The sequence below is a fragment of the Ruegeria sp. BE9 genome (genome assembly GCF_056538765.1).
The window spans coordinates 150,636-175,200 of sequence record NZ_JBQFTS010000006.1 but is presented as its reverse complement, the minus strand read 5'-3'; the positions used below and the strand labels follow the sequence as shown (position 1 = coordinate 175,200).

25 protein-coding genes and 1 tRNA gene are annotated in these 24,565 nt (G+C 51.0%); 21 read left to right on the top strand and 5 right to left on the bottom strand.

From position 1 onward, the window contains the following. The first annotated feature begins 15 nt into the window (after positions 1-15). Both ACR0EO_RS16450 and ACR0EO_RS16445 read left to right on the top strand, forming a co-directional pair. Complete coding sequence (locus tag ACR0EO_RS16450; protein ID WP_480691599.1) at positions 16-1,449, top strand: hypothetical protein; 1,434 nt, start codon at positions 16-18, stop codon at positions 1,447-1,449. Continuing rightward, on the top strand, positions 1,439-2,380 hold the full coding sequence (locus ACR0EO_RS16445) for a metallophosphoesterase family protein (protein WP_480691597.1): 942 nt from the start codon (positions 1,439-1,441) through the stop codon (positions 2,378-2,380). Before ACR0EO_RS16450 ends, ACR0EO_RS16445 begins: the two co-directional genes overlap by 11 nt. Here ACR0EO_RS16445 and ACR0EO_RS16440 read toward each other — a convergent pair whose 3' ends face one another. Continuing rightward, a complete protein-coding gene (locus tag ACR0EO_RS16440) occupies positions 2,381-3,139 on the bottom strand; it encodes a DUF4956 domain-containing protein (protein ID WP_170493949.1) in 759 nt (252 codons plus the stop codon). It lies immediately after the preceding gene. A 197-nt stretch (positions 3,140-3,336) separates the two neighbouring features. Here ACR0EO_RS16440 and ACR0EO_RS16435 point away from each other — a divergent pair, with 197 nt between their 5' ends. The 8 genes from ACR0EO_RS16435 to ACR0EO_RS16400 all read left to right on the top strand — a co-directional run bounded on the left by ACR0EO_RS16435 (position 3,337) and on the right by ACR0EO_RS16400 (position 12,185). Beyond that, entirely contained in the window at positions 3,337-4,254 is a 918-nt protein-coding gene (locus tag ACR0EO_RS16435) for an SdiA-regulated domain-containing protein (RefSeq protein WP_480691595.1), read from the top strand. A 219-nt stretch (positions 4,255-4,473) separates the two neighbouring features. Then, positions 4,474-6,018, top strand: coding sequence for a ShlB/FhaC/HecB family hemolysin secretion/activation protein (locus tag ACR0EO_RS16430; RefSeq protein WP_170334787.1), 1,545 nt, complete (start codon positions 4,474-4,476; stop codon positions 6,016-6,018). A 7-nt stretch (positions 6,019-6,025) separates the two neighbouring features. Then, positions 6,026-7,237: a hypothetical protein gene (locus tag ACR0EO_RS16425; RefSeq protein WP_480691593.1), complete on the top strand. Its 1,212-nt coding sequence runs from the start codon at positions 6,026-6,028 to the stop codon at positions 7,235-7,237. A 235-nt stretch (positions 7,238-7,472) separates the two neighbouring features. Then, positions 7,473-7,847: a DUF4345 domain-containing protein gene (locus ACR0EO_RS16420; protein ID WP_480691591.1), complete on the top strand. Its 375-nt coding sequence runs from the start codon at positions 7,473-7,475 to the stop codon at positions 7,845-7,847. A 16-nt stretch (positions 7,848-7,863) separates the two neighbouring features. After that, entirely contained in the window at positions 7,864-8,721 is an 858-nt protein-coding gene (locus ACR0EO_RS16415; RefSeq protein WP_170334783.1) for a DUF302 domain-containing protein, read from the top strand. A gap of 276 nt (positions 8,722-8,997) precedes the next feature. Then, complete coding sequence (locus ACR0EO_RS16410; RefSeq protein WP_170334781.1) at positions 8,998-9,618, top strand: cysteine hydrolase family protein; 621 nt, start codon at positions 8,998-9,000, stop codon at positions 9,616-9,618. Between the two features lie 209 nt (positions 9,619-9,827). Then, positions 9,828-10,604: a 2-keto-4-pentenoate hydratase gene (locus tag ACR0EO_RS16405; RefSeq protein ID WP_170334779.1), complete on the top strand. Its 777-nt coding sequence runs from the start codon at positions 9,828-9,830 to the stop codon at positions 10,602-10,604. Between the two features lie 108 nt (positions 10,605-10,712). Further along, a complete protein-coding gene (locus tag ACR0EO_RS16400; RefSeq protein WP_480691589.1) occupies positions 10,713-12,185 on the top strand; it encodes a DUF2779 domain-containing protein in 1,473 nt (490 codons plus the stop codon). Between the two features lie 85 nt (positions 12,186-12,270). On the opposite strand, the gene ACR0EO_RS16395 is transcribed toward ACR0EO_RS16400, so the two are convergent. Next, on the bottom strand, positions 12,271-13,245 hold the full coding sequence (locus ACR0EO_RS16395; RefSeq protein ID WP_480691587.1) for an adenylate/guanylate cyclase domain-containing protein: 975 nt from the start codon (positions 13,243-13,245) through the stop codon (positions 12,271-12,273). Positions 13,246-13,710: 465 nt separating this feature from the next. Here ACR0EO_RS16395 and ACR0EO_RS16390 point away from each other — a divergent pair. The 10 genes from ACR0EO_RS16390 (at position 13,711) to ACR0EO_RS16345 (ending at position 19,951) form a co-directional block, all read left to right on the top strand. Further along, a tRNA-OTHER gene (locus tag ACR0EO_RS16390) sits at positions 13,711-13,804 on the top strand. A 19-nt stretch (positions 13,805-13,823) separates the two neighbouring features. Then, a complete protein-coding gene (locus ACR0EO_RS16385) occupies positions 13,824-14,330 on the top strand; it encodes a hypothetical protein (RefSeq protein ID WP_480691585.1) in 507 nt (168 codons plus the stop codon). Between the two features lie 3 nt (positions 14,331-14,333). After that, positions 14,334-15,068: a hypothetical protein gene (locus tag ACR0EO_RS16380; RefSeq protein WP_480691583.1), complete on the top strand. Its 735-nt coding sequence runs from the start codon at positions 14,334-14,336 to the stop codon at positions 15,066-15,068. Beyond that, positions 15,049-15,258 carry a hypothetical protein gene (locus ACR0EO_RS16375; RefSeq protein ID WP_480691581.1) on the top strand — a complete coding sequence of 70 codons (210 nt, stop codon included), beginning with the start codon at positions 15,049-15,051 and terminating at the stop codon, positions 15,256-15,258. The genes ACR0EO_RS16380 and ACR0EO_RS16375 overlap by 20 nt, the downstream gene beginning before the upstream one ends. Position 15,259: 1 nt before the next feature. Then, on the top strand, positions 15,260-16,036 hold the full coding sequence (locus ACR0EO_RS16370; protein WP_480691579.1) for a hypothetical protein: 777 nt from the start codon (positions 15,260-15,262) through the stop codon (positions 16,034-16,036). Then, positions 16,029-16,250, top strand: a complete 222-nt coding sequence (locus tag ACR0EO_RS16365) for a hypothetical protein (protein ID WP_480691578.1) — start codon at positions 16,029-16,031, stop codon at positions 16,248-16,250. The genes ACR0EO_RS16370 and ACR0EO_RS16365 overlap by 8 nt, the downstream gene beginning before the upstream one ends. Then, positions 16,247-16,795, top strand: a complete 549-nt coding sequence (locus ACR0EO_RS16360; RefSeq protein WP_480691576.1) for a hypothetical protein — start codon at positions 16,247-16,249, stop codon at positions 16,793-16,795. Before ACR0EO_RS16365 ends, ACR0EO_RS16360 begins: the two co-directional genes overlap by 4 nt. 334 nt (positions 16,796-17,129) lie before the next feature. Further along, a complete protein-coding gene (locus ACR0EO_RS16355) occupies positions 17,130-18,557 on the top strand; it encodes a hypothetical protein (protein WP_480691575.1) in 1,428 nt (475 codons plus the stop codon). Between the two features lie 273 nt (positions 18,558-18,830). Then, positions 18,831-19,217: a hypothetical protein gene (locus tag ACR0EO_RS16350; RefSeq protein ID WP_480691573.1), complete on the top strand. Its 387-nt coding sequence runs from the start codon at positions 18,831-18,833 to the stop codon at positions 19,215-19,217. A 167-nt stretch (positions 19,218-19,384) separates the two neighbouring features. Next, positions 19,385-19,951, top strand: coding sequence for a hypothetical protein (locus ACR0EO_RS16345; protein ID WP_480691572.1), 567 nt, complete (start codon positions 19,385-19,387; stop codon positions 19,949-19,951). Positions 19,952-20,341: 390 nt separating this feature from the next. On the opposite strand, the gene ACR0EO_RS16340 is transcribed toward ACR0EO_RS16345, so the two are convergent. The 3 genes from ACR0EO_RS16340 to ACR0EO_RS16330 form a co-directional block, all read right to left on the bottom strand. Beyond that, on the bottom strand, positions 20,342-21,514 hold the full coding sequence (locus tag ACR0EO_RS16340; RefSeq protein ID WP_170332093.1) for an adenylate/guanylate cyclase domain-containing protein: 1,173 nt from the start codon (positions 21,512-21,514) through the stop codon (positions 20,342-20,344). Positions 21,515-21,662: 148 nt separating this feature from the next. Further along, positions 21,663-22,007, bottom strand: a complete 345-nt coding sequence (locus ACR0EO_RS16335) for a potassium channel family protein (RefSeq protein ID WP_170332502.1) — start codon at positions 22,005-22,007, stop codon at positions 21,663-21,665. Between the two features lie 130 nt (positions 22,008-22,137). Further along, entirely contained in the window at positions 22,138-23,091 is a 954-nt protein-coding gene (locus ACR0EO_RS16330) for a helix-turn-helix domain-containing protein (RefSeq protein ID WP_170380016.1), read from the bottom strand. A 78-nt stretch (positions 23,092-23,169) separates the two neighbouring features. On the opposite strand from ACR0EO_RS16330, the gene ACR0EO_RS16325 reads away from it, so the two are divergent. Continuing rightward, positions 23,170-24,507, top strand: a complete 1,338-nt coding sequence (locus ACR0EO_RS16325) for a metal-dependent hydrolase family protein (protein ID WP_170380015.1) — start codon at positions 23,170-23,172, stop codon at positions 24,505-24,507. Positions 24,508-24,565 lie beyond the last annotated feature (58 nt).

Below are 24,565 nucleotides of genomic sequence, written 5' to 3'. Positions count from 1 at the left end.
GGGAGGACTATCCAAATGAAGTTCAATCTTCTGGGGTCACTTGCTCTCATTGCACCCACTGTCTTGTGGGCGAACGACGATGTTCTAGGTGAAGCCACGACATTTGATAGTCCCAATGGTGTTACGGAACGCTGTATTCGGATCGAAAAAGTTCCAACGGGCGAGTACAGGAACAGCGATCTTGAAGAAGAAACTGCCTATTGCGAGATCGATTTCTATGCCTCCGAAATTGCTATTTGCCCGAAAACCTGGAGCACCAGCCCAGGAATGGCCGTCTACGATATTTCGGAAGGACCTTACGTGGGGAACCGTTCTGAATTCGAGAGAAACGCTTGCAAGGAGGGAAAGGCGGCAAAAGATCTGGCCAAGGACAGGGTGGCTAAATTCAAGTCCACCATGAACCAAAAAGGCACCAGTGGCACGTTTTCCACGTCTTCACTGCTTTACTATCATTTCTCCAGATATTTCGACGCGACTGTCAAAGTTCCAGTAGCCGTTTGGCGTAGCATGGACGCCCAGGCGCATTTCTCCGAGGTCGCCGAGCCTGGCCTTGCGATTTCCGGTGGTTCTCATGGCGGGCGCATGAACCACGAAGGCTGGCGGGTCTTCGCAGCTGCGGATACCGACCCGAACTCATACCAACCGACAGATGATCTATTCACATCGGATCGCACGCAAATATACGGTGTGCTGCTTGATAGCCCTGGCCATCGATACGGCTCGGAAATCAACGGCACCCGTAAATCCGGTTGGGGGAAAGGTCAGAACCGCGATTTTCAGGAAACGCCCGCTTTCTTGGCTTTGCGTTCTTCAAAACCATTGTCAGAGGCAATCGCAGAGGGCGTCAGAGAAGGACGAAAAGACCGGATGATCAACAAGGATCTCGGCCCCGATGTCAGTGACCAACAGATGGCATTTTGGATGCAAGAACTCACCGAGATTGTTCTACTCGACTTCATCTTTAGCCAGCAGGACCGCGTAGGAAACATAGACTTCACACCTTATTGGTATTGGGTCGAAGACGGAGGCCTGAAGCATAGGAAGGCCAAGCACCATGAGCCAAACGATGGAGATGTTCCCGCCGACGCATTATTGATCCGTCGCAGCAATCTAAACGACAACGATGCTGGTGGGCGGGTAGAGTATGCCAATTTCGCAAAATCTACTCAAATGCTAGAGAAAATGCGGCACTTCTCTCCAAGTACGTATCGGCGCTTGGTTGCATTGAATAATGACCTTCAATCGCAAGGCCCGGTTTATGAATGGTTGTCGCAGAGCCTTGGGTTGTCAGATAGGCAGATTGCACAAGTTGTAAAAAACACCGCGCTGGCAACATCCATCCTCCAGGACAATTGTTCTAATGGTGATTTGATGTTCGACTTGGATCCTGTCGCACTCTTTTTGAGAGGCGACACAGAAGTAAAGGCGGTGAACTGTAGTGACCCGTAAGCTTTCTACGCTCTTTGCGGCATTCATTTGGACCGCGCTGCTCGCCTACAAAGCCGTGGCTTTGGATGTCATCGTAATATCGGATCTGAACGGAAGCTATGGCTCGGTAAAATACGATGCGCGCGTCGACAAGGCGATTAAGCGGATAGTCGAGATTGATCCAGATCTGGTTATTTCGACCGGAGATATGGTCGCGGGACAGCGCATTCCCAACTTGTCCGACAAACAGGTCAGGGAGATGTGGAAGGCGTTTCACGAGGCCGTATCAGATCCTTTAGAGGCTGCCGGCATTCCATTTGCGGTCACGCCAGGAAACCATGATGCCTCTGCTTACCGTGGGTTCGAGCGTGAAAGAAAAATATACGCAGAGGAATGGGCTCCGAGAAAACCAGACGTTGATTTCCTAGTTTCAGATGACTACCCGTTCTTCTACGCGTTTGAGATGCAGGGCATTGTGTTTGCGTCTCTGGATGCAACGACCCTTGGTCCGCTATCCGGTGACCAGCAGGACCGGCTACAGGAATTGGGTGCAGACGGGGACCCGATTGTCACTTTCAGTCACCTCCCACTTTGGCCGTTCGCGATCCAGCGCGAACGCGAAATCATCGGTGATCCAACACTTGAAAAAATCTATCTGGAAAGCGGTGTTGTTCTGCATCTTTCAGGCCACCATCATGCCTTCTACCCCGGTTGGAAAGACGGTGTGGCTTATGTCTCTCAAGCTTGTTTGGGAGGTGGTCCGCGGCGGCTTATTGGCGATAGCGCCAGATCACCTCACAGCTTCACTCATGTTACGTTCCAGCCGAACGGAGAGTTTGAGATAGCCGTATATCGAGGCCCTGACTTCGAAAGGTCGGTAAACTTCAAGTCGCTCCCGAAAGAGATCAGATCCCCGAATGCGGTGTTGAAACGCTTAGACCTTGTGAAATGACTAGAGGTTGAGTTTCAGTTCGACTTTTTCAGGGACCAGATCATTTATCATCTCTTCGATCCGGGCTTCCGTCAGTCCACCCGAGGTGATGAAAAGCAATGAAACCCGAGATTTTCCGGGGACGTGGTGTTTTCTGACCAGCTTCCAGCCAGCCTCTGTGGCCATGGCTTCAATGGCTCCGGTGACTTTCAATGAGTGCTCTTCGTCCGAAGCTTTGAGCGAAATTTCCACACCCTTGTTTCGCCCTCCGAGCCAAATGAAACACCAACAAACAACCGCCACTAGTGTGGCCATCAGCGGCAAGCCCAAACCGACCGCAAGACCAAGAACAGTCACGATTATCATTTCGACAGTGTCCACCGGATCATCGAGATTGGAGCGGAACCTGAGCAACGCTCCGATACCAAAGATAACGAAACCGATCATTGACCCGTGCTGAACCACCAGGAAACCAACCGCCATGCCGATAAGCGCATACAGGAAGAAAAGCCTTGGCATAACTATGTCGCGGACGCTTCTACGGGCTTTACGTCTCACCGGATGATATACGATCAAGCCAGCCAGAATGATCGTGACGATCACATCGAGAGTAAAGAAATACAGTTCCTGTTTGCCACGAAACTGCGTCCACCGGCGTTCGATAACGATTTCCGACCCCGAAGCCCCGGCCAGCATCGTCGCAGGGTCGACTTGTGACACCGCAGCACCTGGCAACAGCAGCATCAACAACACGGTCACAAATGTGAGGGTCGTATTCAACTTGTCTTCCTCCCTGCTCACGCCAAAGGCTTACGCTTAACCAAAGGCACATCGTGCCCTATTCAATTCAATCGCAACAGGCGGGATCAGGTAAAGAGATTACAGTGCATTCTTCGGACATCGTATCCGGACTGTGATACGAACGCTGATACAGGGATGTGGTCCAAGCGCGAGAGAATCCAATGACAGAAAACAGAGTGTTTTCGTCAAAAGCTGAAATTTCACGGTGTTTCTGCAAACTTAGACGACTCGCTTTTACGGCCAGCTCGGTTGCGGCAGCCTTCTTGCCTTGGACCAATTTCGCCTACGCCGAAAGTGCTGGTTTGGTTCTGGTCGATAAATTCAAGGTGGCAGACAAATCAGAGGGATTTTCAGAGCCTTCCGGTTTGGCAATGTCTAACGCTGAAGGCTTCTTGTGGTCTGTAAGTGATGCCGAACCTAAACTGCACCTACTCGGAGTCGACGGGGTATTAGGAAACTCTTTCAAGTTACCAGCATTGGCAGGATCAGATTTGGAGGGTGTTGCACCTCGAAAAGATGGGTCTGTTTTGGTGCTTCAAGAAACTGACCGATCAATCCTAGTCGTTCACCCAACTGACCCCATTCAACTGACGACAATACCTCTCGCATCTCTTAAAGGTTACCCGACCGCCGCTGCATCACTCGTCGGCAACCCATTGAACAAGGGACCCGAAGGCATCGCCGTTGACCCGGAATCCGGGCGGGTCTTCGTTGGCATTGAGGGACAACCAAGGTTGTTAATGGTGTTATCGCCAGAGCTAGACGAAATTATTGAGATCATTCCTTTAGCCCGCGATGCAGGTTTTATCTCCGAGCGTGTAGATGATGATGAACTGGATTTGAGTGGCCTGACATGGTCCCGGTCCTCGCGTTCTCTTTGGATTGTGAGTGACAAAAGCCGTCAGATCTTCGTCTACAATCCAGAGTCCAAGTCCGTAAAGTCTATCAGTTTGACGTTCACAGAAGATGGAAAACAAAAAGAAGTTAAACATCCCGAAGGGATCGCCCTCGATGAAACCAGAGGGCTTCTCTATATCCTGACAGACGATGCCAAGAAATCGCGGCTTTATGTTTTTGAGCAACCGGAATTGTGAGGACTGTTCTACTAGTTCTCTACTCTAACTTGTTGAAAAGCCGGGTTGTGTAATTGAGCGCCGTCGTATGTGCGGTATATTAAGTAAATCTGCGTTCTGTTCACTGTGTTTCTTAAAAACATCACCCATCAATATATTCGAGTAGCGTCAGGTTCACACATGCGAACCACATAATAACATTGGACTTCAACATGCTCAGTCACTTTAAGGTTGTCAAAAATGCGCGTATTCAGCTCAGTTGTTTTTGCGATCATTTGCACTCTTGTGGCCACTGCATCAGTTCCAAGAAGTAGCATTGCCCAAACCTGGGACATCGCGTCCCAGCACTCGGTCAGCGGCGTAACGGTGTATGATGCGGATGAGCTGTTAACTTTTGCCGGTCAATTGGCCTTCAATCGGTCTGGGCGCATCACAGCGGTGGAGGTCGCATCAACGATTACTCAGATCTACCGAGAAGACGGTTACTTTTTGGCTGAGGCCTGGCCCGGTCCCGATGGGCAGAGCATAATTGTTGATGAAGGGCGCATTCAAACCATCGAAATTGAAGGCGTAGATACTCGCACGTTCCAAACACTAGAGAAGATTTTTCAGCCCCTCACCACCGCATATCCAATAACTCTCAAACGATTTGAGCGAGCGGTTATGCTAGCCGAGGACATACCCGATTTGGACGTGTCGACCGAACTTGATTACCCGGATCAGGCTGGTGCTCGGCTGAGAGTATTGGGAGAACCTCTGCGCAAACAAGCCGGTAGTGCGACACTAGACAACCCTCCGCGTGAGCTTGGGGAAGCGCTCAGTTTCTATGTCGTACAAGAGTTTTATTCGACACTGACCGTTGGGGATCTGCTGCGATTTGAGGGTTCAGGCAATTACAATTGGGACAAAGACGATGAACACTCTTTATGGGGCGCTCTTACCTATCGCACCCCGCTGAACAGTAATGGTCTGTACGGTGAGATCTTCTACGGGAACATAAACGCAAAACGTGACCTCTCAGGAAATTTTGCTAGAACAGATATTGACGGCGAAAACTTCACCGTCGCGATGGGTTACCCCGTAATCCGAGATGTAGCCCGATATGGATACTTTCTGCTGGATTATCGCCTTTCAAAAGCGGACTCAGTCAGTGGCGGCGTTCCATTATCCAGTGACGCGAGTGTCGTTGGCCTTACTTATCTTTACGGGCAAAACTATCCAAAGGGACAAGCTCTGGAAGCGGGGCTAACCTTATCTTTTGGCGATAATGACAATGAAACGACAGACGCGAATTTTGACGACGGGGACTCTTCGTTCTGGCATCTACGAGGCGGCATCGGATACGAAAGCCCACTAACGGGCTTGTCGCCCAACACAGCTTGGCGCACCGAGATCTGGGGGCAGTACACAACAGACCGGCTGCCCTCTGTCGAAGAGTACTTCCTTGGTGATCGCTACGCTTTGCGCGGATATCGTTTTGACGAAGTGGATGGTGATTCCGGGATTTCGGCGATTTTCGAAGTGTCTCATTCCTACTTCCCCAGTTCCCAGAGCATCCATCGCTTAACACCCTTTGCCTTTTTCGACGTGGGTTACATCTCGAACAATGACCCTGCGAGTTTTGAAGTTGACAATGCTACACTGGCATCGACAGGTCTCGGGTTGGACATTGAGTTTAAGCAAAATCTATTCCTGTCCGGATATGTCGGTGTCCCTTTGAGAGACGGCCCTTTGACCGACTCTGGCGATCCTGGCGCGTATCTTGCTCTGACAACAAGTTGGTGAGGATGTTATGAAACTGAACCGAATTGCTGTACTTACCGCAACTTATCTAATTGCAGAACTGACCGCTACTCAGGTCTTTGCCCGCGGAAATCACTACGGGTGGTGCCGAGGCGTAGGGAACCCACACCAGTCGAGCCAAGGGTGCGGGCAGGCTGGTGGGCAAGGGGCAGGTAATCAAGTTACTGGCCCAACTCAGCCGGTGGCAAATCAGTTGCCGCCTAAGGGAACGCAGCAAACGCCCACGTCCGTTACTGTTCCAGTCCTTGCGCCGGGCGCGGTCCCGAACGCAATTCCCGGTCAGGTTCCCATTGCGACACCGATAGCGGTTCCTGGTCAGGTTCCCACGCCGGTAGTAGCGCCGATCCTAACTCCGCCTCTGGCACCAAACGCGACTCCAAACCGGGTTCCGACAGCTGTTCCAAATCAGGTTCCGCCATTGGCTACTGGTCCCACCGCGGTGCCGCCGCAAGTTCCGACTGCAACTCCCAATCAAGTTCCGATAGCTATCCCTGGCCAGGTTCCGCCTCAACCTACCGGCCCAACAGCGGTGCCGCCACTTGCGCCCACTGCAACACCAAACCAAATACCAGTCGCAGTTCCTGGTCTGGTCCCACCTCAGCCTACGGGTCAAACTGCTGTGCCACCGCTCGTCCCGACTGCAACACCAAACCAGATTCCGGTCGCAGTGCCCGGCCGTGTTCCGCAACCCAGCGGCACTACAGCGACACCACCGCTTGTCCCAACCGCAACCCCCAATCAGGTTCCCACGGCGGTTCCTGGTCAGGTTCCACAGTTGACACCAAAACCTACGGCAACTCACGTGGCAGTCCCAGGACATCCGAAACCACAAGGCGTCGTGACAATCATGCGCCCTAAGCCGAGGCCGACAACCGGTACTGTCCAGCAACCTGGCACAACACAAGTGACCCACCATTTAACCCACCAAAGCAATGCGAAGAAACACGATCACGTCGCAGCAACACCTGGACGACATGACCCGCACGACCTACCGAGATTCCGCAACGCGGCGGCCAAGGAAGACTGGGAATGCGTTGCCAGCGGATTTGGACAGCGCCGGTATGATGCTGGGCGAGGCGTGTTGCTGAACAACGGAGCGTTGCGGCACCTCGGAAACGTGGACGCAATGGCACGCGATGTACCGGCACGACATCCAAAACACTCTGGCTGCATTATTTCGGTCAAACGAAAGCAGCAGTAGCGCCAGGCACATCTTGAAGCCTTAGAGGAATTCTTCCGAGTGGGAAGCTGGTATCCAACCAAGGTTAAGTTGACGAATAGACATCAACCGAAGGTGTCATCTCTCAGAAGGTTAATGAGGCATACAATATGCTTTTCTGAGTGCTGTTTGGGCATCCGGCTCGGATCATCGGGTGCCCAAAAAACCGACTAGGAATTTCGCAACAAAGCGAAACCTCTACGAGAAGGAGTCCTCCATGAGTGCCAGATTAGTCCTTCTGCTTGCTGCTGTCGGCCTCGTGCCAATTGCGTTATCATATGGCCTGATGCCGGGTAGTTCGATCCCAGTTTTACTGGGATTTCCAGTGGAAGGAACGAACCAAACCCACGTGTTCCGAGCGATTATGGGTCTTTACCTGGCAAACGCGTTGTTTTGGTTGGCGGCTGCTTCGAAACCAGAATTACAACGCCCTGCGCTTTGGGTTCTGTTTTTGTTTATGTCGGGACTGGCTGTTGGACGCATGCTAAGCATTCTTATCGATGGAGTTCCAAACGGGTTGCTTCTATTTTACCTTGCGGCCGAGATAGCTTTTGCAGCTCTGGCGGCGGTTTCCCTGAGAAAAGTACAATGAAACAGGAAGTGTTAAAGTGCTGAGGTTTTTCTTTGTTCTCTCGATCATTACAACTGCGTCGGTTTCGACATCCGGTCTGGCTCAATCGTCATCTGTCCAGACTGCGGTGGACAAAAACTTTTTAGAGCTTGAGACTGCCGTTGTCGAAGCGGGAGCTACTCCAATCGCATCGATAGATCACGCGCGCTTGGCCAAAGCTGAAGGCGTAGTAATGCCAGCATCACGTGTACTCATTTTCTCTGATCCAGAGGTAAACACGCCCATTCTGGAAGAGAACATACGAGCAGGATTGGACCTTCCTTTTCGCGCTCTTTCCTTCGATCAGGATGATCGCCCGCAGATCGCCTATACAGACTCTCAGTTTCTCAAAGTGCGGCATGGTCTGAATGACACCCAAGCGTTAAATACATTTGAAAGCAAGCTGCTCGAAGTTCTGAACGGCTTGGATGCAGCACCAGCGCCAATCAGCGGATTGTTTGCCGACTATGGGGTCATCGAACTGCGATCTCAGCTCAGCGTACCAGAGGCAGTCGAACGTCTCAGGACAGCCGTGATGGGGCAGGACGATACTGTCTGGTTTGGGGAAATCGATTTTGCGACCGAAGCGTCCCAACTGGGGGTGGACCTGCCGGAGGCGGTACTTTTACTGTTCGGCGGACCAGCACCCGGTGGCGTAGCTATGGCGGGCTTTCCGGCAATTGGTTTGGATGCCTTTTGCCAAAAACTACTAGTTTACGCGAATGAAGAAGGCGGCTCCGTAGTGATTTTCAATGACATCGCTGCATTGGCGGAATTGCACTACGGTTCTTCAGCCGAACCTCATTACGGTTTGAACAAACGGCTTACCTCAACATTTCGCACTGCAATTGAGTAGCCGCTGGTCGGAAGTCACAATTTTTCTGAATTGCTATATTCCGTATTTAGCTGCCCATTCTGGGCTGGGTACAGACCATCGCTACACTTAACCCCTAACGGCAATTTGCGGGCAATGTTGCCCTGGGCGCGAGTATACAGTTTTCATTCCAAAACAACGCAGCACGGCCTTGACCATACTCAGTTGCACATTTAGTCAAAATTGATCTGCCCGCTGGGACGACCCGGCTAATTACCGGCGTATCTTCAGGACGACCTGGCAGATTAGAGGTCGAACGTGACAACCAAAACCAAACCAGCCAAGAAACTGATCGAGGGTAGACCTGCCCTGATCTTAATCGACATTCAAAAGAGCACGTTTATTGATGACAGCGAAGTGCGCTCCATTGACAACATGCCGGGTTACAAAGAGCGCATGATCGCTGCGCGCGATTTGGTTGACGCCGCGCATGACAACAATGTGCCCGTCATCTTCGTTCAGGAAATCCATCGTCCCGATAAGATAGACTTCGGCCGTGAGCTGGATGGTGACGAAGACATACACTGTCTCGAAGGTGATCCAAGAACGGAAGTTGCAAAAGATGAGATGGGATATCGCAAAGGTGATTACATCGTCCTGAAGCGACGGTATTCTGCGTTTTTTGGAACCGATTTCGAAATCCTGCTGCGCGGTTTAAAGGTGGACACACTTTTGTTGTGCGGCGGGCTGACAGATGTTTGTGTACACTACACATTCGTCGATGGCCACCAATCAGACTACTTCTGCCGCGTTGTAGAAGATTGCGTTGGCGGGTCATCTTTCCAAGCCCATGAAGCTGCTCTCAAAGCTATGGAGTATCTACAAACCGGCGCTGTTCAGAACCGAGAAGCAGTGATCAATGCCATCTCGTCGCTCTAAGTTGCAATTGAACTGTTAGTACCAGTTGGGGAGCATAATTTTTAAGGTGCAGCAACGGGTGGAGTTTTTTTGTCGCCAGAACGCCTTGGACTAGCCCATTTGATGCAGAAGGTATCAACACTTTCAGTGCTAACCTTTGAGTTTTCGATTATAGACCTTCAAAATCTGGATTGCATCGTAATCCAGCCCTTGGTCCGTATAATGCGAATATGACAAGAGATATTGAAGCTAACGCTCAGAAAATCGCTGATGCCCTGACCTCTGCCCAGCAGATATCTAAACTGTCTTCAGAGACCGAACAGCTAACGCTGGATGATGCTTATTCGATTGCAAGTCGCGTCCGAGAGCTTCAGGGCAAAAAGAGAGTTGGCCGGAAGGTCGGCTTCACGAACCGCGCGATTTGGCCTGTTTATGGCGTAGATCAACCCATTTGGGGAGAGGTTCACTCAGATGGGCTGTTTTCGACTGATCAGCCGGTAAACTTGGCAAGGTATTCAGAACCGAGAATCGAGCCAGAAATCGTACTTGGCCTCGGCGATGCGCCGACGGCTGAAATGAACAATGAGCAGTTGGCAGGTTGCGTGGATTGGGTTGCCCCGGGATTTGAAATTGTTCAATCGATTTATCCCAACTGGAAATTCTCGGTCGAAGACTCAATCGCAGCACAAGGATTGCACGGCTGCCTTGTTCTTGGCGACAAAATCGAGGCGACGCATGATGTCTTGACCGGCTTGGCCGAAGTGCCTCTAGCATTGTTCAAGGGCACCGAGGCCATCGAGTCCGGCAAGGGTGAAAACGCGCTCGGTGGCCCAATTGAAGTCCTGGCTCATCTTATTTCTCTGCTCTCAGACGCCGACCAGCTTCAAGGAGGCGAGCTAGTCACAACTGGTACTTTGACAGACGCATGGCCAGTGTTTCCGGGCGAACAATGGTCAGCGGGCTTTGGTGGTGTCATGGACACCGAGCTGTCGGTGCGATTTACATGAGGCTGTAATAGAGTTGTGACGCCTACTTCACCAAAGAAAAGTTACTCTCAATAGCTGGGCGCGATAGTCTTCCACTGATTTCATCAATTCTGGAATGCAAATTATTCGATGCTATCCAAATCAGATTACATGATGTTTCTCAGGCACCCCGCCTGGCTATGGATCAAGAAACACGCCAGGCATCTGCTGCCGCCGATTGACCCTTCATTGCAAGCGCGTTTTGACGAGGGGCACGCGTTTGAGCCATATGCTGAGGAGCTATTTGGTGATCTCGTTCGCCTCGGTTTTTCAGATTTTTCAGAATACCAGGCTCTGCCCGCGCGTACTTTGGAGGCTTGGAGAAACGGTGCAAACGCAGTGGCGCAGGGACGCTATGAAGATGGAACCATAACTTGCATCTCCGACATCGTGAGCCGCAGTGGCGATGGGTACGTTCTGACAGAGATCAAGAGCGGGACATCTGCAAAGCCCGAACACACTTTTGATCTCGCATTCCAGCGTGTCGTGCTTGAGGCGGCCGGGTTCCCCATTGCGCGCTGCGAAGTGGCACATGTGAACCGTGATTACGTCAGAAACGGCGAAATCAATCCGCAAGAGCTTGTCGGCATCACTGACGTCACGGATGCGGTGACTGAGCAGCTCGAAAAAACACGCACGCGTATCGATCAAGCATTGAGCGTCGTTGCCAGTGGTACGATGCCTGATCCGTCCCCCGAACGTGCGCGCCTTAAATCCTATGGTGAATGGCTGGAGATCCGCGAAAAACTCGACCCACTTCTCGCGCAGGACAGTATCCACCGCCTTCCGTTCATGAATGCGGAAAAAGCCTCCGAACTCATCGCAGACGGGATCACAAAGATTGATGAGATCACTGATCCCTCTGTGCTGGGCAAGTCGACGCAACGCTACTTGAGAGCTCTGGCGAACGGTGCACGCACTATCGATCATCAGGAGTTAAGCAGGTTTCTGAGCGAGATTGTCTATCCGGTTTATTACTTTGACTACGAGACGTCTCAGAGTTTGCTGCCACCCTGGGACGGAACGCGTCCCTATCAGCAAGTGGCTTTCCAGTACTCCGTGCATATCCAGCATGAGCCTGGCGGAGAAATTGAGCACAGGGAGTATCTCCACCGAGACGCCAGCAATCCGATGCCAGCCTTGCTGAAAAGGCTTCGTGAGGACATAGGAGAGGTTGGCTCTGTAGTGGTTTGGTATGCGCCGTTCGAGAAATCGCGCAACACGGAAATGGCGGAAACTTATTCAGAGCACGCAGAGTTTCTGGAAGACTTAAACGCCCGCGTAGTTGATTTGATGAAGCCATTTGCGAATGAAGTGATCAACGATCCTACGTTCAAGGGTAGCGCCTCCATCAAGGCCGTTCTTCCAGCGCTTTTGCCAGAACTTTCATATGATGATCTGGACATCAAAGAGGGGGCAAGCGCGTCTCGTCTTTGGAAGGACGTAACACTGACGGAACCGGATGATCCAGCGCGCGAGAAGGTCTATTCTGATCTCGTTGCGTATTGTACGCGCGACACTTGGGCAATGGTCGCCATTCATCGCGAATTGCTGGCGATGTGAGGTGTGCCGCGAACCTCAAAACAACTTGCGGTGCTGCTCCCCAAGTAGACTAGGCGATTTACCGGAGTTACGGCGCCCCCAACACTTAATCTTGCCAATCCAGCCGATACAAAACGTGGTGGCCGCGTAGACCTTTCAGGAGTCTTGGTTCTATTTCAGAAAATGAGAAATCGGTTCGTCCTCCGACCATGGCGCGAGTCGCATCTGAAACGAGTATCTCGCCCGCCGCACCAACGGTCGTTATGCGTGACGCTTTATTGACCACCGTACCGAAAAAATCTCCACGAGATTGCACGACATCACCAGTATGAATCCCAATCCGGACACCGAAAGATGGCTCCTCGGAAGCCGATGCAATGGCCCCCTGAATCTTGATAGCGGCCGTTAGTGCTTCTTTCGCGGACGGAAAGACGGACAACGTTCCGTCTCCAAGGGATTTCACGAACTGGCCATGATACTTTTCAATGATCGCCGCCAAGACTTGGAAGTGGTTTTCGATCAGCACCGACCAACGCTGATCGCCCAACGCCTCCGCCAACGTTGTGCTGCCCTCCACATCAGTGAAAAGTACCGAAGCCAAACCTTCGGTTTGGACCAGCTCGGGTCCATCTTCACGCGCAGCATCAACCAGTTTTTGGATGGCCAGCTGCTCTTTACCCACGAGTTCAATATTTGGAGTGGGCACTGAAGCGTGGCGATTGATGATCTTCCAGGCCGCTCCCTCAAGGACAAAAATCAGGACGGTGCGATAAAAGACGGCTTCATCAAAGCCGACAAACTGAATCTTATGGACGAAGGATGACCATCCCGTTTCTCCGTTTTCGAAGGCCTCAGCTTCAACTTCTTCGAAAACGACGGGTGCCGGGATCTCCGCAAAAAATCCGCTAACCCCATCGCGAACTGCTTGCCCGCTCCAAAACTCACCTTCGCCTGTGCCAACGAACCTTAGTTCATCTGCTTTCGACAGAAAATCCTGCAACTCGTCAGTACTCTTCTTGGTTCTGAGTATTTCATACCAACGCCTCGAAACCGCCAGCAATTCAGGTGAGGAACGTATCATCACAGATTACTCGAGACGCTAAATGGATTGAAACTTGCAAGGTCTTGCAATCGGTATCTCCATTTTTCGAAAGATGCAGGTCAATGCTGCCGCCGAGGTTTGGTCAGATCAAGACTTTTGTATTTCTTCAGAACGGAACGCATCAGACGCAGATCAAAAGGCGCGCGTCGGTTCAGAGCGAACTATCGACGGAGTTTCTAAGTTCGAGTCCGGATCACAGGGTATCGAATCGTTTCTCTGTCTGAGAACTACTCGACGCTGTACTGACCCGCAAAATAAGATGCATCAGTGTATCGGGCACACGCTAAGCTAGAAGGTTCCCAGAACTACGCGGTGAATTTCGAAGTGCAGCACGCTCCGTCTTGACATGGTTATGCGAACTGGTTCAGCTTGCGGTCATGACGTTCACACGCATCCACTGCCATCGAATATCGGCCTGAAGTCGATAACCCACGCAAAATCCGTGGGAGGCAGCATTGGTATGCGGGCGAGGCTTATATCCTTGTAATTGCTCCAGATTAGAGTGCACGAGTCGGTTCGATTCCGACGCCTCCTACCATCCCCTGGAGGAGTCCGACATGCCGGAAGGCGCTACGAACACAATTGATTTCAACGACATCAAGCAATCGGTCGAGGAGAGCCTCGGCCGCACATCCAATGGTTGGTCAGGCTTGGTCACGACGCACTTCTCAGAGATCAAACAGTACTGCGATCAGAAACAAATACCCTATCCCGTCGTTCTCCAGATAAAGGAAAAACTGGGAGAGCTCCGTATCTACCACAGGGGTGATGATCGACACATTCAGTCGATGATCGCTGCCACAATTGCACGCGCAAATCGCACCTGTGAGCAATGCGGCAATGCTGCCGAGACCCAACTTCTGGACGGCTGGTACACGACACTGTGCTGCTGGTGCGCGCATGATGTCGCGAGCAAGCGCCACCCTGAAAGGAAGAGGTTTTTTGGCGTTCGGAAAAACCCCGTTCGGGACAGGTTGACGTGCTCAATTTGTGGATATTTCGGTCAGATCGACCGATCTGATGACCACGGACGCTGTCCTGCATGTGTGACGAAAGGGTGGTGAGTGATGCTCAAAATCGTTGTCTACGTGAATGAGAGCGAAGTCGCCCGGGCCCATGCCGGGAATGTCAGCGATGATCTTAGTGGACTCTGCGACTACGAAGTGCGCGTGAACGAAAGAGAGTCCGAGCAGCTCGGTATCGAAGAGAAAGCAGTGCGCTTCGATATCTCGCAGCATAATCGCAGGCAGACGGTGTGGACACTCGTTGAGAAGATCGCCGCCATGTGGCTGGAGAAGACCGGTGCGCGAGAGCCCCGCACTAAGGCTGATGAGGTGACGCGCGCATTCCTGAAGCTGAAGAAGGCCAAATTTCTCGCCGGACAAGCATCGCTGTTTGATCCGATTGGCGCAGAGGAGTTCGACGCGCTCGCTGCTGACGTCGAGATTGATCCACTGACCAGGGCGCTTTTGGCACTACAAGAGGCAAGGATCGCACTTGGCCGCGCAAAACTATCTGATCCGATTTCCGCAGATGAGATCAGAGCGCGCAAGGTACATGAAGGTAGTGACAACGAATTGCTGTCGCAGATTCGGACGAGCATTCGCGAATTGGATGAGCGCATCGCTAGTGAAGTGAATGGCGAGGACCAGGGCGACGACGAGCATATAGATCCAGCCATCGAAGCTTTCCTTGAGCTTTTGGAAAAGGACATCGCAGCAGGCAATCTTGCTGGAGACCTAGCCGAGCACATTGCAGCGCACAAACGTCGATTGGGTGAAGATGACGACCAGGACAATTGAGCCAAATTTCACAGATACCGAAGATCTTCGATTCCTGAAGACGACATTTGCGGTTCACGACAGTGAAAGCAATGTCGTGCTCTCAATCTCGCCTACCGATTTCGTGGATATCGAAGATCTCACTGACGAAGACATTATGCGTGTATTGAATTGCAAAGCTGACGCCTTGGAGCAGCTGAAGGATGGGTAATGTGAAACAGGTTGTCGACTGGAATGACATCCATACAAGCATGTTGAAAGCCCTTGGAGAGCATTGTGTGGGTTGGGCTGACCAGCTCGCTCTAGTGTTGGAAGATGTGAAGTGCAGTGTTGCGCAACACCCCGATGTCTTTGGAGATGAGTTGCCGGTGATCGTACAGATCAAGCAAAAGTTGGGAGGCCTTCGTGTCTACACACGAGAATGCAATCGAAACATCTTCGACGAGCTGGATACGCGTGTCGAAGAGATCGAAAAGAGGTGTGAGAGATGCGGAAATTCTGCCGAAATCCAAAACATCAGGGGATATTTAGTCACCCTTTGTTGCTGGTGCTACAACCGTTACCTCGAAGATCGGTTTGAAGGCGCTGAGATGATTTGGCCAACAGATCTTGAGCTCAACGTAGCAAATCGCTTTCCAGACCTGGTGAGCGCTGATACGGCATCATTATGGCCAAGCATTGGTCCGGGCAGGTTGGTCTTGCTTGGCCGGTTCCTCGCAGAGGCGGAGCATCTGGTTCGAGAGAACCGTGAGACACCGATTCAAGTGCAGATCTCGGATATGACGACGGGCTCAGACGGTTCAATCCAGATCAACTTCCGTCGGTACGATCAATGCCTGGATCTCCCGCTCAAACGTCTCGTACTGGACAGCAAGCGCACATGTGCAAGATGTGGTCATGTCGGGGATATCGTACGGAAGAAGAACAAGGCAACTGCTCTGTGCACGCACTGTCAGGAGCAAGGCGATTGGAATCCCTTCGATGAGTGATGAGCTTTCCGATGAAGAGACCTTTGGACGTCGGTTGGAGTCCATCCCTCTGGATGACCTGATTGATGAGCTGAAAGCACGTCTGAAAAAGGATTCAAATGCATGGCCGGCACTTCTGACGACTGTACCAGAGCACATCGTGAACGCTGCTCCAGCTGATGGACCAGCAGAATGGACTGACATCTGGATTAAAGAAAATAAGTGGCCAGAATGAGTGAAAACGATAAAATCACCGAAGGATCTGGTAGCGTCTACCAGGATATTGGTCTACCGGAACCGGTTGTCAGTATGCTGTTCTGCGACCTGAGGTTCGTAGCCGTAAGAGGGCAGTTTTACCCAGTTGAAATCGCGTTCTTGAGAGTGATCGATGACGAGCCATACACTTGGTCATCTCGGATCTACCCTGCGCGATCATGGCCACAACAGGTTCTAGATGCGTCTCCAAACGACCTGTCGACGGCTCCGGCCGCTAAGGAGGTAGCAAACCAAACACTCGATCTCATCGAGCTCTCTGAAGCCGGATGGATCTACTCGGATTCTTCAGCGACCTCAGGATTGTTGGAGCGTCTTTTTGCTGAAGCAGAGGTTGGGCATTTACACAAAGTCGACGTACTTCGTGCGGACCAAATCATGCAAGATGAAGCATCTCGTCGGGCGATGAAACAGCAGTTGACGTTACACAAGCGGGTATCTGACGATCCTCGCGATGAGGTGGAGCGGTTGTGGGCCTGCTACCATGCAGTTAAAGCCTTAGCCTGATGATTTTGGATTGTTCATGCCCGTTTTCGATGGTGGTCGGAAAGGCGGGGTAATTTTTCCAGCGTGGATAGTGCCAATACTGCCAGAATGTCTCCCCTGAGACATATTGTTGCCGGCTTTGAAGGCCGACTTTTTCCGGGTCGGCCTCTTTTTGCGTGTCAAATACGACATACTTAGTCTAAATCATTGCACGTGAACGATTTTTGTACGCTTTCCTGTGTTTTGGTTGATAGGTTTTTCGCAACATTTCAACAACGCAAGGTTAACGCCAGTGGTTTCACGATTTCTTTGTTCGCTCGTCTTTGGTTTCGCCGCAGGGTTTGCGGGAGCGGAGGTGCCTAAATGTGAACGCCTGTGTTCGCGTGATTACCTGTTCAGCCTGACCTCACCGGATGCCATCATTGTGGATGTGGCCAACGGAGAGACGCCGAACGGTTACATGGAGGATGGTCGGACGCCGCTGATTTGGGCAGTCCTCGACCCTGATCCGCACGAAGCTTTCACTTATGGCCGTGCATTTCTCAGTGCAGGGGCGGATGTGAATACACGGGACAAAGAACACGGACGTACTCCATTGCACTTCCATTTCAACTCAAATTTGGCAGTGCCAGACGAAAACCTTGTGATGGAATTGTTGGGCAGGGGCGCCGATTTGCTCATTAAGGATAACTATGGGCTCACAGCCGTAGATATGGTTCACGGCCCCAACGCCACACGGAGACTTGAGCCTTGGTTATTGCGGGACATGCTTGATGAGCAAAGGAGGCAGGCTTCCCACCTCGAAGGTTTGAAGGCGATGGAAAAGAAGCGGCTGCCCGAAGCAGCCAATATCTTCGATGCTTTGGCGAGGGAGGGCTATGCCAAGTCGCAGTATACGCTGGGTTTCTTGCTCGAAACCAGTGATGACTTTTTGGTTCCAAAGGATCCTGGCGCGGCTAAGGAGCTGTATTCGGCGGCCGCAAACCAGGACTATGTGCCTGCGATCTACAGAATCGCTAGCGGTTATTACTTTGGTCGTCTTTACGACCAGGATTACGATGCTGCATTCGAATGGTTCACCCGCGGTGCACAGCTCAACCACAAGGAGGCCCAAGCTCACCTCGCATTGATGTATGCCGATGGGGATGGCGTGGACAAAGACATTTACACTTCGATGATGTGGCTGAACCTCTCCCAAGGTTCAGGCCTTGAGTGGGCTGAGGAACTGCATGCCAATATTTTCAGCAAGCTTGAGCCAGCGGACCTTGAGATGATCGCTCAGATGACAAGAGACTGCATTCTCGACTACCTGGATTCGTGTGAAACCATTGCTGGCAACTATGTTTCAGAGAGTGGTGATGAAGTGCAGGAAACATCAGAGACTTCCACTGTGTCTGAGGTAGGCTGGCCGCCCGCTCCTATTAGCAGAGAGGGGGAGCCGAAGGTATTCAAGATCGACAGTTCCAACCGGCTTTGTGAGGTTCATTGGGATGGTTACAAGGAAAATGATGTTGTTATCGACATTTCAAACGACCCTCCGGAGTATTGGACCGAGTCGATCCTGATAACTGGCTCTGGCAATGCAATCTTTGTGCAGACAGACCCACTTCAGATCTACGATGAGAGTTTGTCATTCGAATACGTGGATGAGGATGGGCTCGAGGTTTACGCCTCGATCCTTACGGAATCCGGATACAATAAGGATTACGTCATCGAGCTCATGGAGTATCGACAAGAGACGGACGATAGGTCTGTCTACCGTGGTCGGGTGTTTTGCCCGTAGAGGCAAATACCGTGTCTGACGTTAGCTCCTGCCGGATGGTTTTAAGGGCTTGAGCATCGGAAATGGGGTCAACGAGCCGAGGCACGACCAAAACCGTGGTGATTTTCAACTAAGAGGTTCGCCCTTTTAACTGTGCGAGTGCAGGATCGGCTCAGAAATGCATATTACTGTTTTGATGGTTGGAATGTTGCGAGACCCAGATGAAGTAAAACTGGTGCTTCAATAACTTAAAGGAAGGAAATTCCAATCGCCCTTGCCCGACTGAAAGCGTTCTTGGCAAAGCCACAGAAGCCTGATGCCAAAGAACCGTTGTCTATGCAGGTTATTCTGACAGAAACATACGGCAAACTGTCGGAATTGACCGTCGTTGAAAGCTCGCCTGCGCGGCGGCAAGAAGTGGCTTTCTTGCTTGAATTTATGCTCAGCGAGTTAAGGCTGGCTCAGCCGGAAACCTTAATCGAACCAATGAACTTAGTCCACGAATTCATACTGGCAATGATAGACAAACGCGAAGACGACGCAGCAAACCTTGAGAACGCAATTCTTCACTTGGTGCGCGGTGCGGGCAATAGCGAACGACAAAAATCGCGCGTCATGATGTTCATGGTAGCTCCAAACAGAGCTAACGAACTCTGGGGGTTACCCGACAATGGCGCGTGAATCTCTACCTCCTGGGTGCATAGGAATACCTTTGCTTATGCCCGTCGCTTTGACTGCGCAAACAACTGGAAATCCCAGGATGCGAAATAGATATGGCACCAGCGACATGGATATGGACGGCCGAGGAAAACTCAAATTGAACTGTACTGCGGCTTGGATCACCTTCGTTGGTTAGACCGACTTACCTTTCAACACGTGACGGACAATTAGATACTGTGAAAAGCGCTTCTCCAAAAATCATCGTTTTGCTGATCGTATCAGTAGCCGTTGTGGCTGCCACAATTGTCTATTTTGATCCATCAGATCGAATTTTCGGTCTGTTTCGCCAGTCCGATGCATCCTTTACAAGTTCCAAGCTGTGCACATGGGATCATTGCCTTGATGACAACCGAAGCTTTATCCAGTTCTTGGAAACGAACCAGGGCAGCAGTGCTATGGTCGATTTTCAGATTGATATTCCGTTTGGAGCGGGTGAATTCCAATCAGAGTGTTATGGAAAATTAGTTCTTTCGCATCCTCATGATGGAGCAGACGAAATGATTTTGGCAGTTTTGCCGAGTTTTGATCAGTGTTTTCCACCAGGCGCCGTTTTCCTAAGAGTGATGGCCGAAGATATTATGCATGTTACTGCCGTGACTGGAAATTATACAGATCGCGTTTCCGGAATATTCTCTGTTTCCCTTAGCTCATATGCTGACTCACCAATGTATACATTGGTTCGAAATCAAGACTAGTATCAGTTGATGGTGCCACCTTGGTTGCCAGTACTCCAAGTACTACAAAAAATGCAAACACAAATTCAGATGTTATTATTTTTCGCGGCTGCAACACCTACGATCTAAGGCAAATCCAGCCAAAAATAGGCTTGTATCGCGATTGGGATAAGCTGTTCAAAAAACCGAACTTGCTGCGTGGTCAAAGCATCCATTCGACCGGCAGCCAAAGTGGGCTCAATATTGCCGTTCTCTGCGGTTTGCATGGTTGGCGGGTCGCAGCCCAAACCGGACATCCATCGTCGGGCTTTGCAAACTCCCAAATGAGGTAAAAACCTGCCTCTTAACACTTGGTGCCCAATATCTGGTTCCTGCTTCTCGCGATGCTGCCAAAATTAAGTCAGCGCTGAATCAAAGCTCTTCTTCGACGAGAGAAAACAATTCGATTGGACGCGCAAGTCCACGAACTTCTTGAAACCCACAAGGGGAAAACAGATCAGGGGAGACTTCGGCAATCGCAGATGTTGCCAGCACTCTCCGGCCAATAGATTTAGTCAGCCCCTCAATTCGACTCGCAACGTTCACTGCACCTCCGAGAACCGTGAAATCAAGTCGACCAGGGCTGCCGATGTTGCCATAGCTGACTTGTCCAACATTGATCCCGATCCCAACGTCCAAAGACGGCTTTTTCGCTTCAGCGCGGCGACGGTTGAGGACCGTCAAACCGGCCAATACACTTTGTGCGGCTTGCGCAGCCTTTCGGCATCGGTCGGCGTGATCAGCCTGAGTTGCGATGGTGAAGATCGAGAGAATTCCATCACCCATGAACTTGAGAACATCGCCACCGTTATCTTCCACAGACTGAACAACCAGATCAAAGTAGCCGCTCAGCGCGTCAAACACATCGGCCTCGGGTGCGGCTTCTGAAAGCGCCGTGAACCCTCGTAAATCAGAAAACATGACCACCGCATCAAGGGTCGTTCGTTCGCCTCGCTTGATCCGCCCGCTCCATACGGCGTCGGAGGGCCCATCGCCAAGATATGTTCGCAATAGACCCTTGGCTGACTTGCGCATCGTGACAGGTTCCAAAGCGGAAGACAAAGCAGGCAGCGCTGCCTCAATCAATTCCAGATGTTGCGGTGAAAAGCCGTCTGGTTCCTGCGTGACAAATGTGCAGCCGTGCAGAGATCCGTCGCCATAATACATCAGAGTTGCATAGTAATCTGTGCCACCGAGCTCAGCGAACTCTAGATACGATAAATGCTCAGTCTTTGGATCCAGTTGTCGCAGGCTTTTGTGAAGCGGCTTTCTGTGCTCCAGAATGTACTCAAACGAGCTACCAACATACCCTTCCGTCAACATCGTTTCATGAGTTACGTCGTAGCTGTCGGTCCCATCAGGTGTCCAAACGACCCCCCATGCAATGAGTAGCGGATTGGCGAAGCGCTGACCGATATTGACCCGCCAGAGCGGTACACCTTCCTCAATTAAGGACGAGCAGAAATGCGAAACTACTTTAACAGGGTCGCCTGAGCGGCGTCCTTCGGTAATCATCCAGTCGGTTAGTTGTGCTACGGAGGCCATGTTCTCAAACTAGCTGCTTAGACAAGATGATAAAGAACCTTGTCTTTGCTTTGTTTGCCTTAATCCAAGCAGTTTCTCAACGACCTTAACCGCATACGGCAGAGCGAAGCGCTAGGGTGCAACGACCGAAAGACCGTTGCTTCAGTCTTCAATTATCTGACGACTTTTTCTCATCGTAGTCCCTAAGAAGGGCATGTGTGAATTGTACAAACAGCGTGATGAAGACCCCGACGCCTACGAAAATATACAACACGGTAAAGAGTTTTCCTGTGTCGGTTACGGGCGTTAGGTCACTGAGGCCAACCGTAGAAATAGTAGTTGCACTGAAGTACAGCGCGTCCACCCAAGACCACCCCTCGACGCTGACATAAAACAAAGTTCCGGAAAGCAACAAGAGTATTGCAAGGGTAAGCGCTCCGCGGAATCTAGGGCTACTCCACGAGCGGACAATCGCTTTTAAGAGCCTGTAGAAATTCAAAAAAAATGAAAACATTCCGCCGTCCAATCCATAGTTCTGTTTGGCAAATCGTTGAGGTGCCATTGCAATCCGTCAAGGGAACTCTGCTACATCGGAGCCGAGATTCGTATTAATCGGTTTTCGGCAGAACTAAAAAGACAACCGGTCAAATGGGTACAGTACGCTCAATTTGCTCTGATGGTAAAATTCCATATATGCTTTTGTACAGGCTCCCAAATCGTCCCAAATCGGTGAATCCGTGAGCGAGCGCCACTTGCTTCACCATGGGTTTTTGCTGAGACGCCTGAACAAGTTCATCATGGACATTGGCCAGTCTTTGAAGAGCAAAAAATCGTGCTGGTGTTTCACCCGTTACGTCGCGAAATGCTGAGATCAATGTTGGCGCGCTTACCGCGGTTACTCGACACAGATCTGCCACTGATGGCCTTTTTGACAAGGCGGAAGAATAGTACTCTCGTGCTTTTGAGACCAAACCCACTTTTTGAGACCAAGTCGCTTTGCGTGCATTCCCACTATTCAGAGATAAGGCAAAGAAGATCGCAAGCGTCCTTGCAAGACGCGCCTCCAAATCACTCTGGGTATATTGACCATCGGCTTGGTTCATTATGCAGCTAAGTGTTCGCACCAAAGCTGCGTGAAAATCAGAAGACAGTTTCACGATAACCGTTGGTCCGCGAAAATCCGATGTATTTCTGCCGGAAAAAAGTTGAACCTCTTTGAGAAATCGTTGCAAGGGCACACGACCACATAACGAAGTTCGATTGCGCGCGACTACCTCGGTTTCCGATGCAGTGAAATTGAAGAAAACGGAGTTTTCTTTCAAAGGAACGCCACTTACCGTCCATAACTCTGAAGCGCAGATTGGTACAGTGAAATTAGCGAAGCTTTCACTTTGTGCGGTTCTCACCAATGCATTGGGCTTGAAGCGGATACTAGACAAACGGGAAAGCCCTAAACGAGCTGTGAAAATTGCGCCTTCGTCAGCCCCCTTTCCCAACTGTATCACATCGCCATCGAAAACCTCTCCTGTCATTGCTTCACGTACGGTTGCCGCAAAAAGCTCCGGTTTGCCTTCGCCAAGTTCCTTAAAAAAGTTCATATCGATTTTCCTCGGAGAGTTGGCTACCTTCGTTAAAATTAAACAATCGAATGCTTTGATATTCCTAGGGTGAAAGATATGCGCAAAAATCAATTGTCAACGCTCTGCTTGGTAATCTCAAGCATGCTGGCAACGCTGGCGAGCGCTCAAGAGGATTCTACAAGAACTCTCATAACGAATGTTCATGTTTTTGACGGGGTAAACGAAGCACGCATCGAGAATGCTAACGTTTTGATCGAAGATAATCTCATAACCGCTGTTTCTTCCGACCCAATCGAAGCCGAGAACGCGGTGGTGATTGACGGTGGCGGTCGCACGATGATCCCAGGATTGATCGATGTCCATTGGCACACGACGTATGCCTACACCCCTGCATCCGTTCTAATGTTGAATCAAGGCGACATGTCGGAAGTGGCCATTCGCAGTATGAAGGGGGCTGAAGAGACTTTAATGCGTGGATTTACCACCGTTAGAGACCCTGGCGGAAATCCGTTTACGATCAAGAAACTGATTGACGCTGGTGAATACCCCGGTCACCGCATTTTGCCCTCCGGACCATTCATGAGCCAAACGTCAGGCCATGCCGACTTTCACACGCTGCTTGAAAACCCAAGAAACTCCAACTCTGAACTGAGTTATTGGGAAAAAAATATGATGGCGATGATTTCTGATGGCGTACCGGAAGTCAGAAAGAGAACCAGAGAAATCCTCAAGTTTGGTGCTACTCAGGTCAAAATCACGACTGGTGGTGGTGTCTCTTCCCAATACGATCCGCTGGATGTGAGCGAGTATTCGGTCGACGAAATTCGTGCGGTAGTCGAAGAGGCAACGAACTTTAACACCTATGTTTTGGCGCATGTGATGACAGACAGAGGTATCCGTACCTCAATAGAAAACGGCGTGATGAGCATTGAGCACGGCTTCTTCGCATCAAGAGAAACACTGGAATTGATGAAGGAAAAAGGCGCTTGGCTCAGTCCTCAGGCGATGTTTGAGGCCGATATGGTTTGGGATAGCCCAGTTAGTGCCAAAAAGTGGAAACAGGTGACTGATGCTGTAGACGCGCTGTACCCAATGGCCGTCGAAATTGGCGTGAATCTCGCCTTTGGCACCGATCAACTCATGGATCCATCAAAGGCGTATCAACAGAGCGAATATCTTGTGAGGTTGGGAACTTGGATGACGCCTTATCAAGCGCTCAAGATAGCGACCTCTGAAAATGCCCGCCTAATGGAAATGAGTGGCCCTCGTCATCCCTACCAAGACGGTCCACTCGGAGTTATCAGAGATGGCGCATACGCTGATCTGATCCTCGTGGACGGCAACCCGCTTGAAAACTTGGAGCTTGTAGGGGACCCACAAGAAAACTTCGACCTGATTATGAAGGACGGAGTCATCTATAAAAACGAGCTTTGAACTGTGTTTCGCTTAGAGCCCAAGTGTCCATAAATGTCTTAAGCTGGCAGGTGATGAC

Bases quoted from the DNA above. Each gene is read 5' to 3' on its own strand.
- ACR0EO_RS16450 (WP_480691599.1), top strand. From the start codon at position 16: ATGAAGTTCAATCTTCTGGGGTCACTTGCTCTCATTGCACCCACTGTC.
- ACR0EO_RS16430 (WP_170334787.1), top strand. From the start codon at position 4,474: ATGCGCGTATTCAGCTCAGTTGTTTTTGCGATCATTTGCACTCTTGTG.
- ACR0EO_RS16425 (WP_480691593.1), top strand. From the start codon at position 6,026: ATGAAACTGAACCGAATTGCTGTACTTACCGCAACTTATCTAATTGCA.
- ACR0EO_RS16420 (WP_480691591.1), top strand. From the start codon at position 7,473: ATGAGTGCCAGATTAGTCCTTCTGCTTGCTGCTGTCGGCCTCGTGCCA.
- ACR0EO_RS16405 (WP_170334779.1), top strand. From the start codon at position 9,828: ATGACAAGAGATATTGAAGCTAACGCTCAGAAAATCGCTGATGCCCTG.
- ACR0EO_RS16400 (WP_480691589.1), top strand. From the start codon at position 10,713: ATGCTATCCAAATCAGATTACATGATGTTTCTCAGGCACCCCGCCTGG.
- ACR0EO_RS16395 (WP_480691587.1), bottom strand. From the start codon at position 13,245: ATGATACGTTCCTCACCTGAATTGCTGGCGGTTTCGAGGCGTTGGTAT.
- ACR0EO_RS16385 (WP_480691585.1), top strand. From the start codon at position 13,824: ATGCCGGAAGGCGCTACGAACACAATTGATTTCAACGACATCAAGCAA.
- ACR0EO_RS16380 (WP_480691583.1), top strand. From the start codon at position 14,334: ATGCTCAAAATCGTTGTCTACGTGAATGAGAGCGAAGTCGCCCGGGCC.
- ACR0EO_RS16375 (WP_480691581.1), top strand. From the start codon at position 15,049: ATGACGACCAGGACAATTGAGCCAAATTTCACAGATACCGAAGATCTT.
- ACR0EO_RS16365 (WP_480691578.1), top strand. From the start codon at position 16,029: ATGAGTGATGAGCTTTCCGATGAAGAGACCTTTGGACGTCGGTTGGAG.
- ACR0EO_RS16360 (WP_480691576.1), top strand. From the start codon at position 16,247: ATGAGTGAAAACGATAAAATCACCGAAGGATCTGGTAGCGTCTACCAG.
- ACR0EO_RS16340 (WP_170332093.1), bottom strand. From the start codon at position 21,514: ATGGCCTCCGTAGCACAACTAACCGACTGGATGATTACCGAAGGACGC.
- ACR0EO_RS16335 (WP_170332502.1), bottom strand. From the start codon at position 22,007: ATGTTTTCATTTTTTTTGAATTTCTACAGGCTCTTAAAAGCGATTGTC.
- ACR0EO_RS16330 (WP_170380016.1), bottom strand. From the start codon at position 23,091: ATGAACTTTTTTAAGGAACTTGGCGAAGGCAAACCGGAGCTTTTTGCG.
- ACR0EO_RS16325 (WP_170380015.1), top strand. From the start codon at position 23,170: ATGCGCAAAAATCAATTGTCAACGCTCTGCTTGGTAATCTCAAGCATG.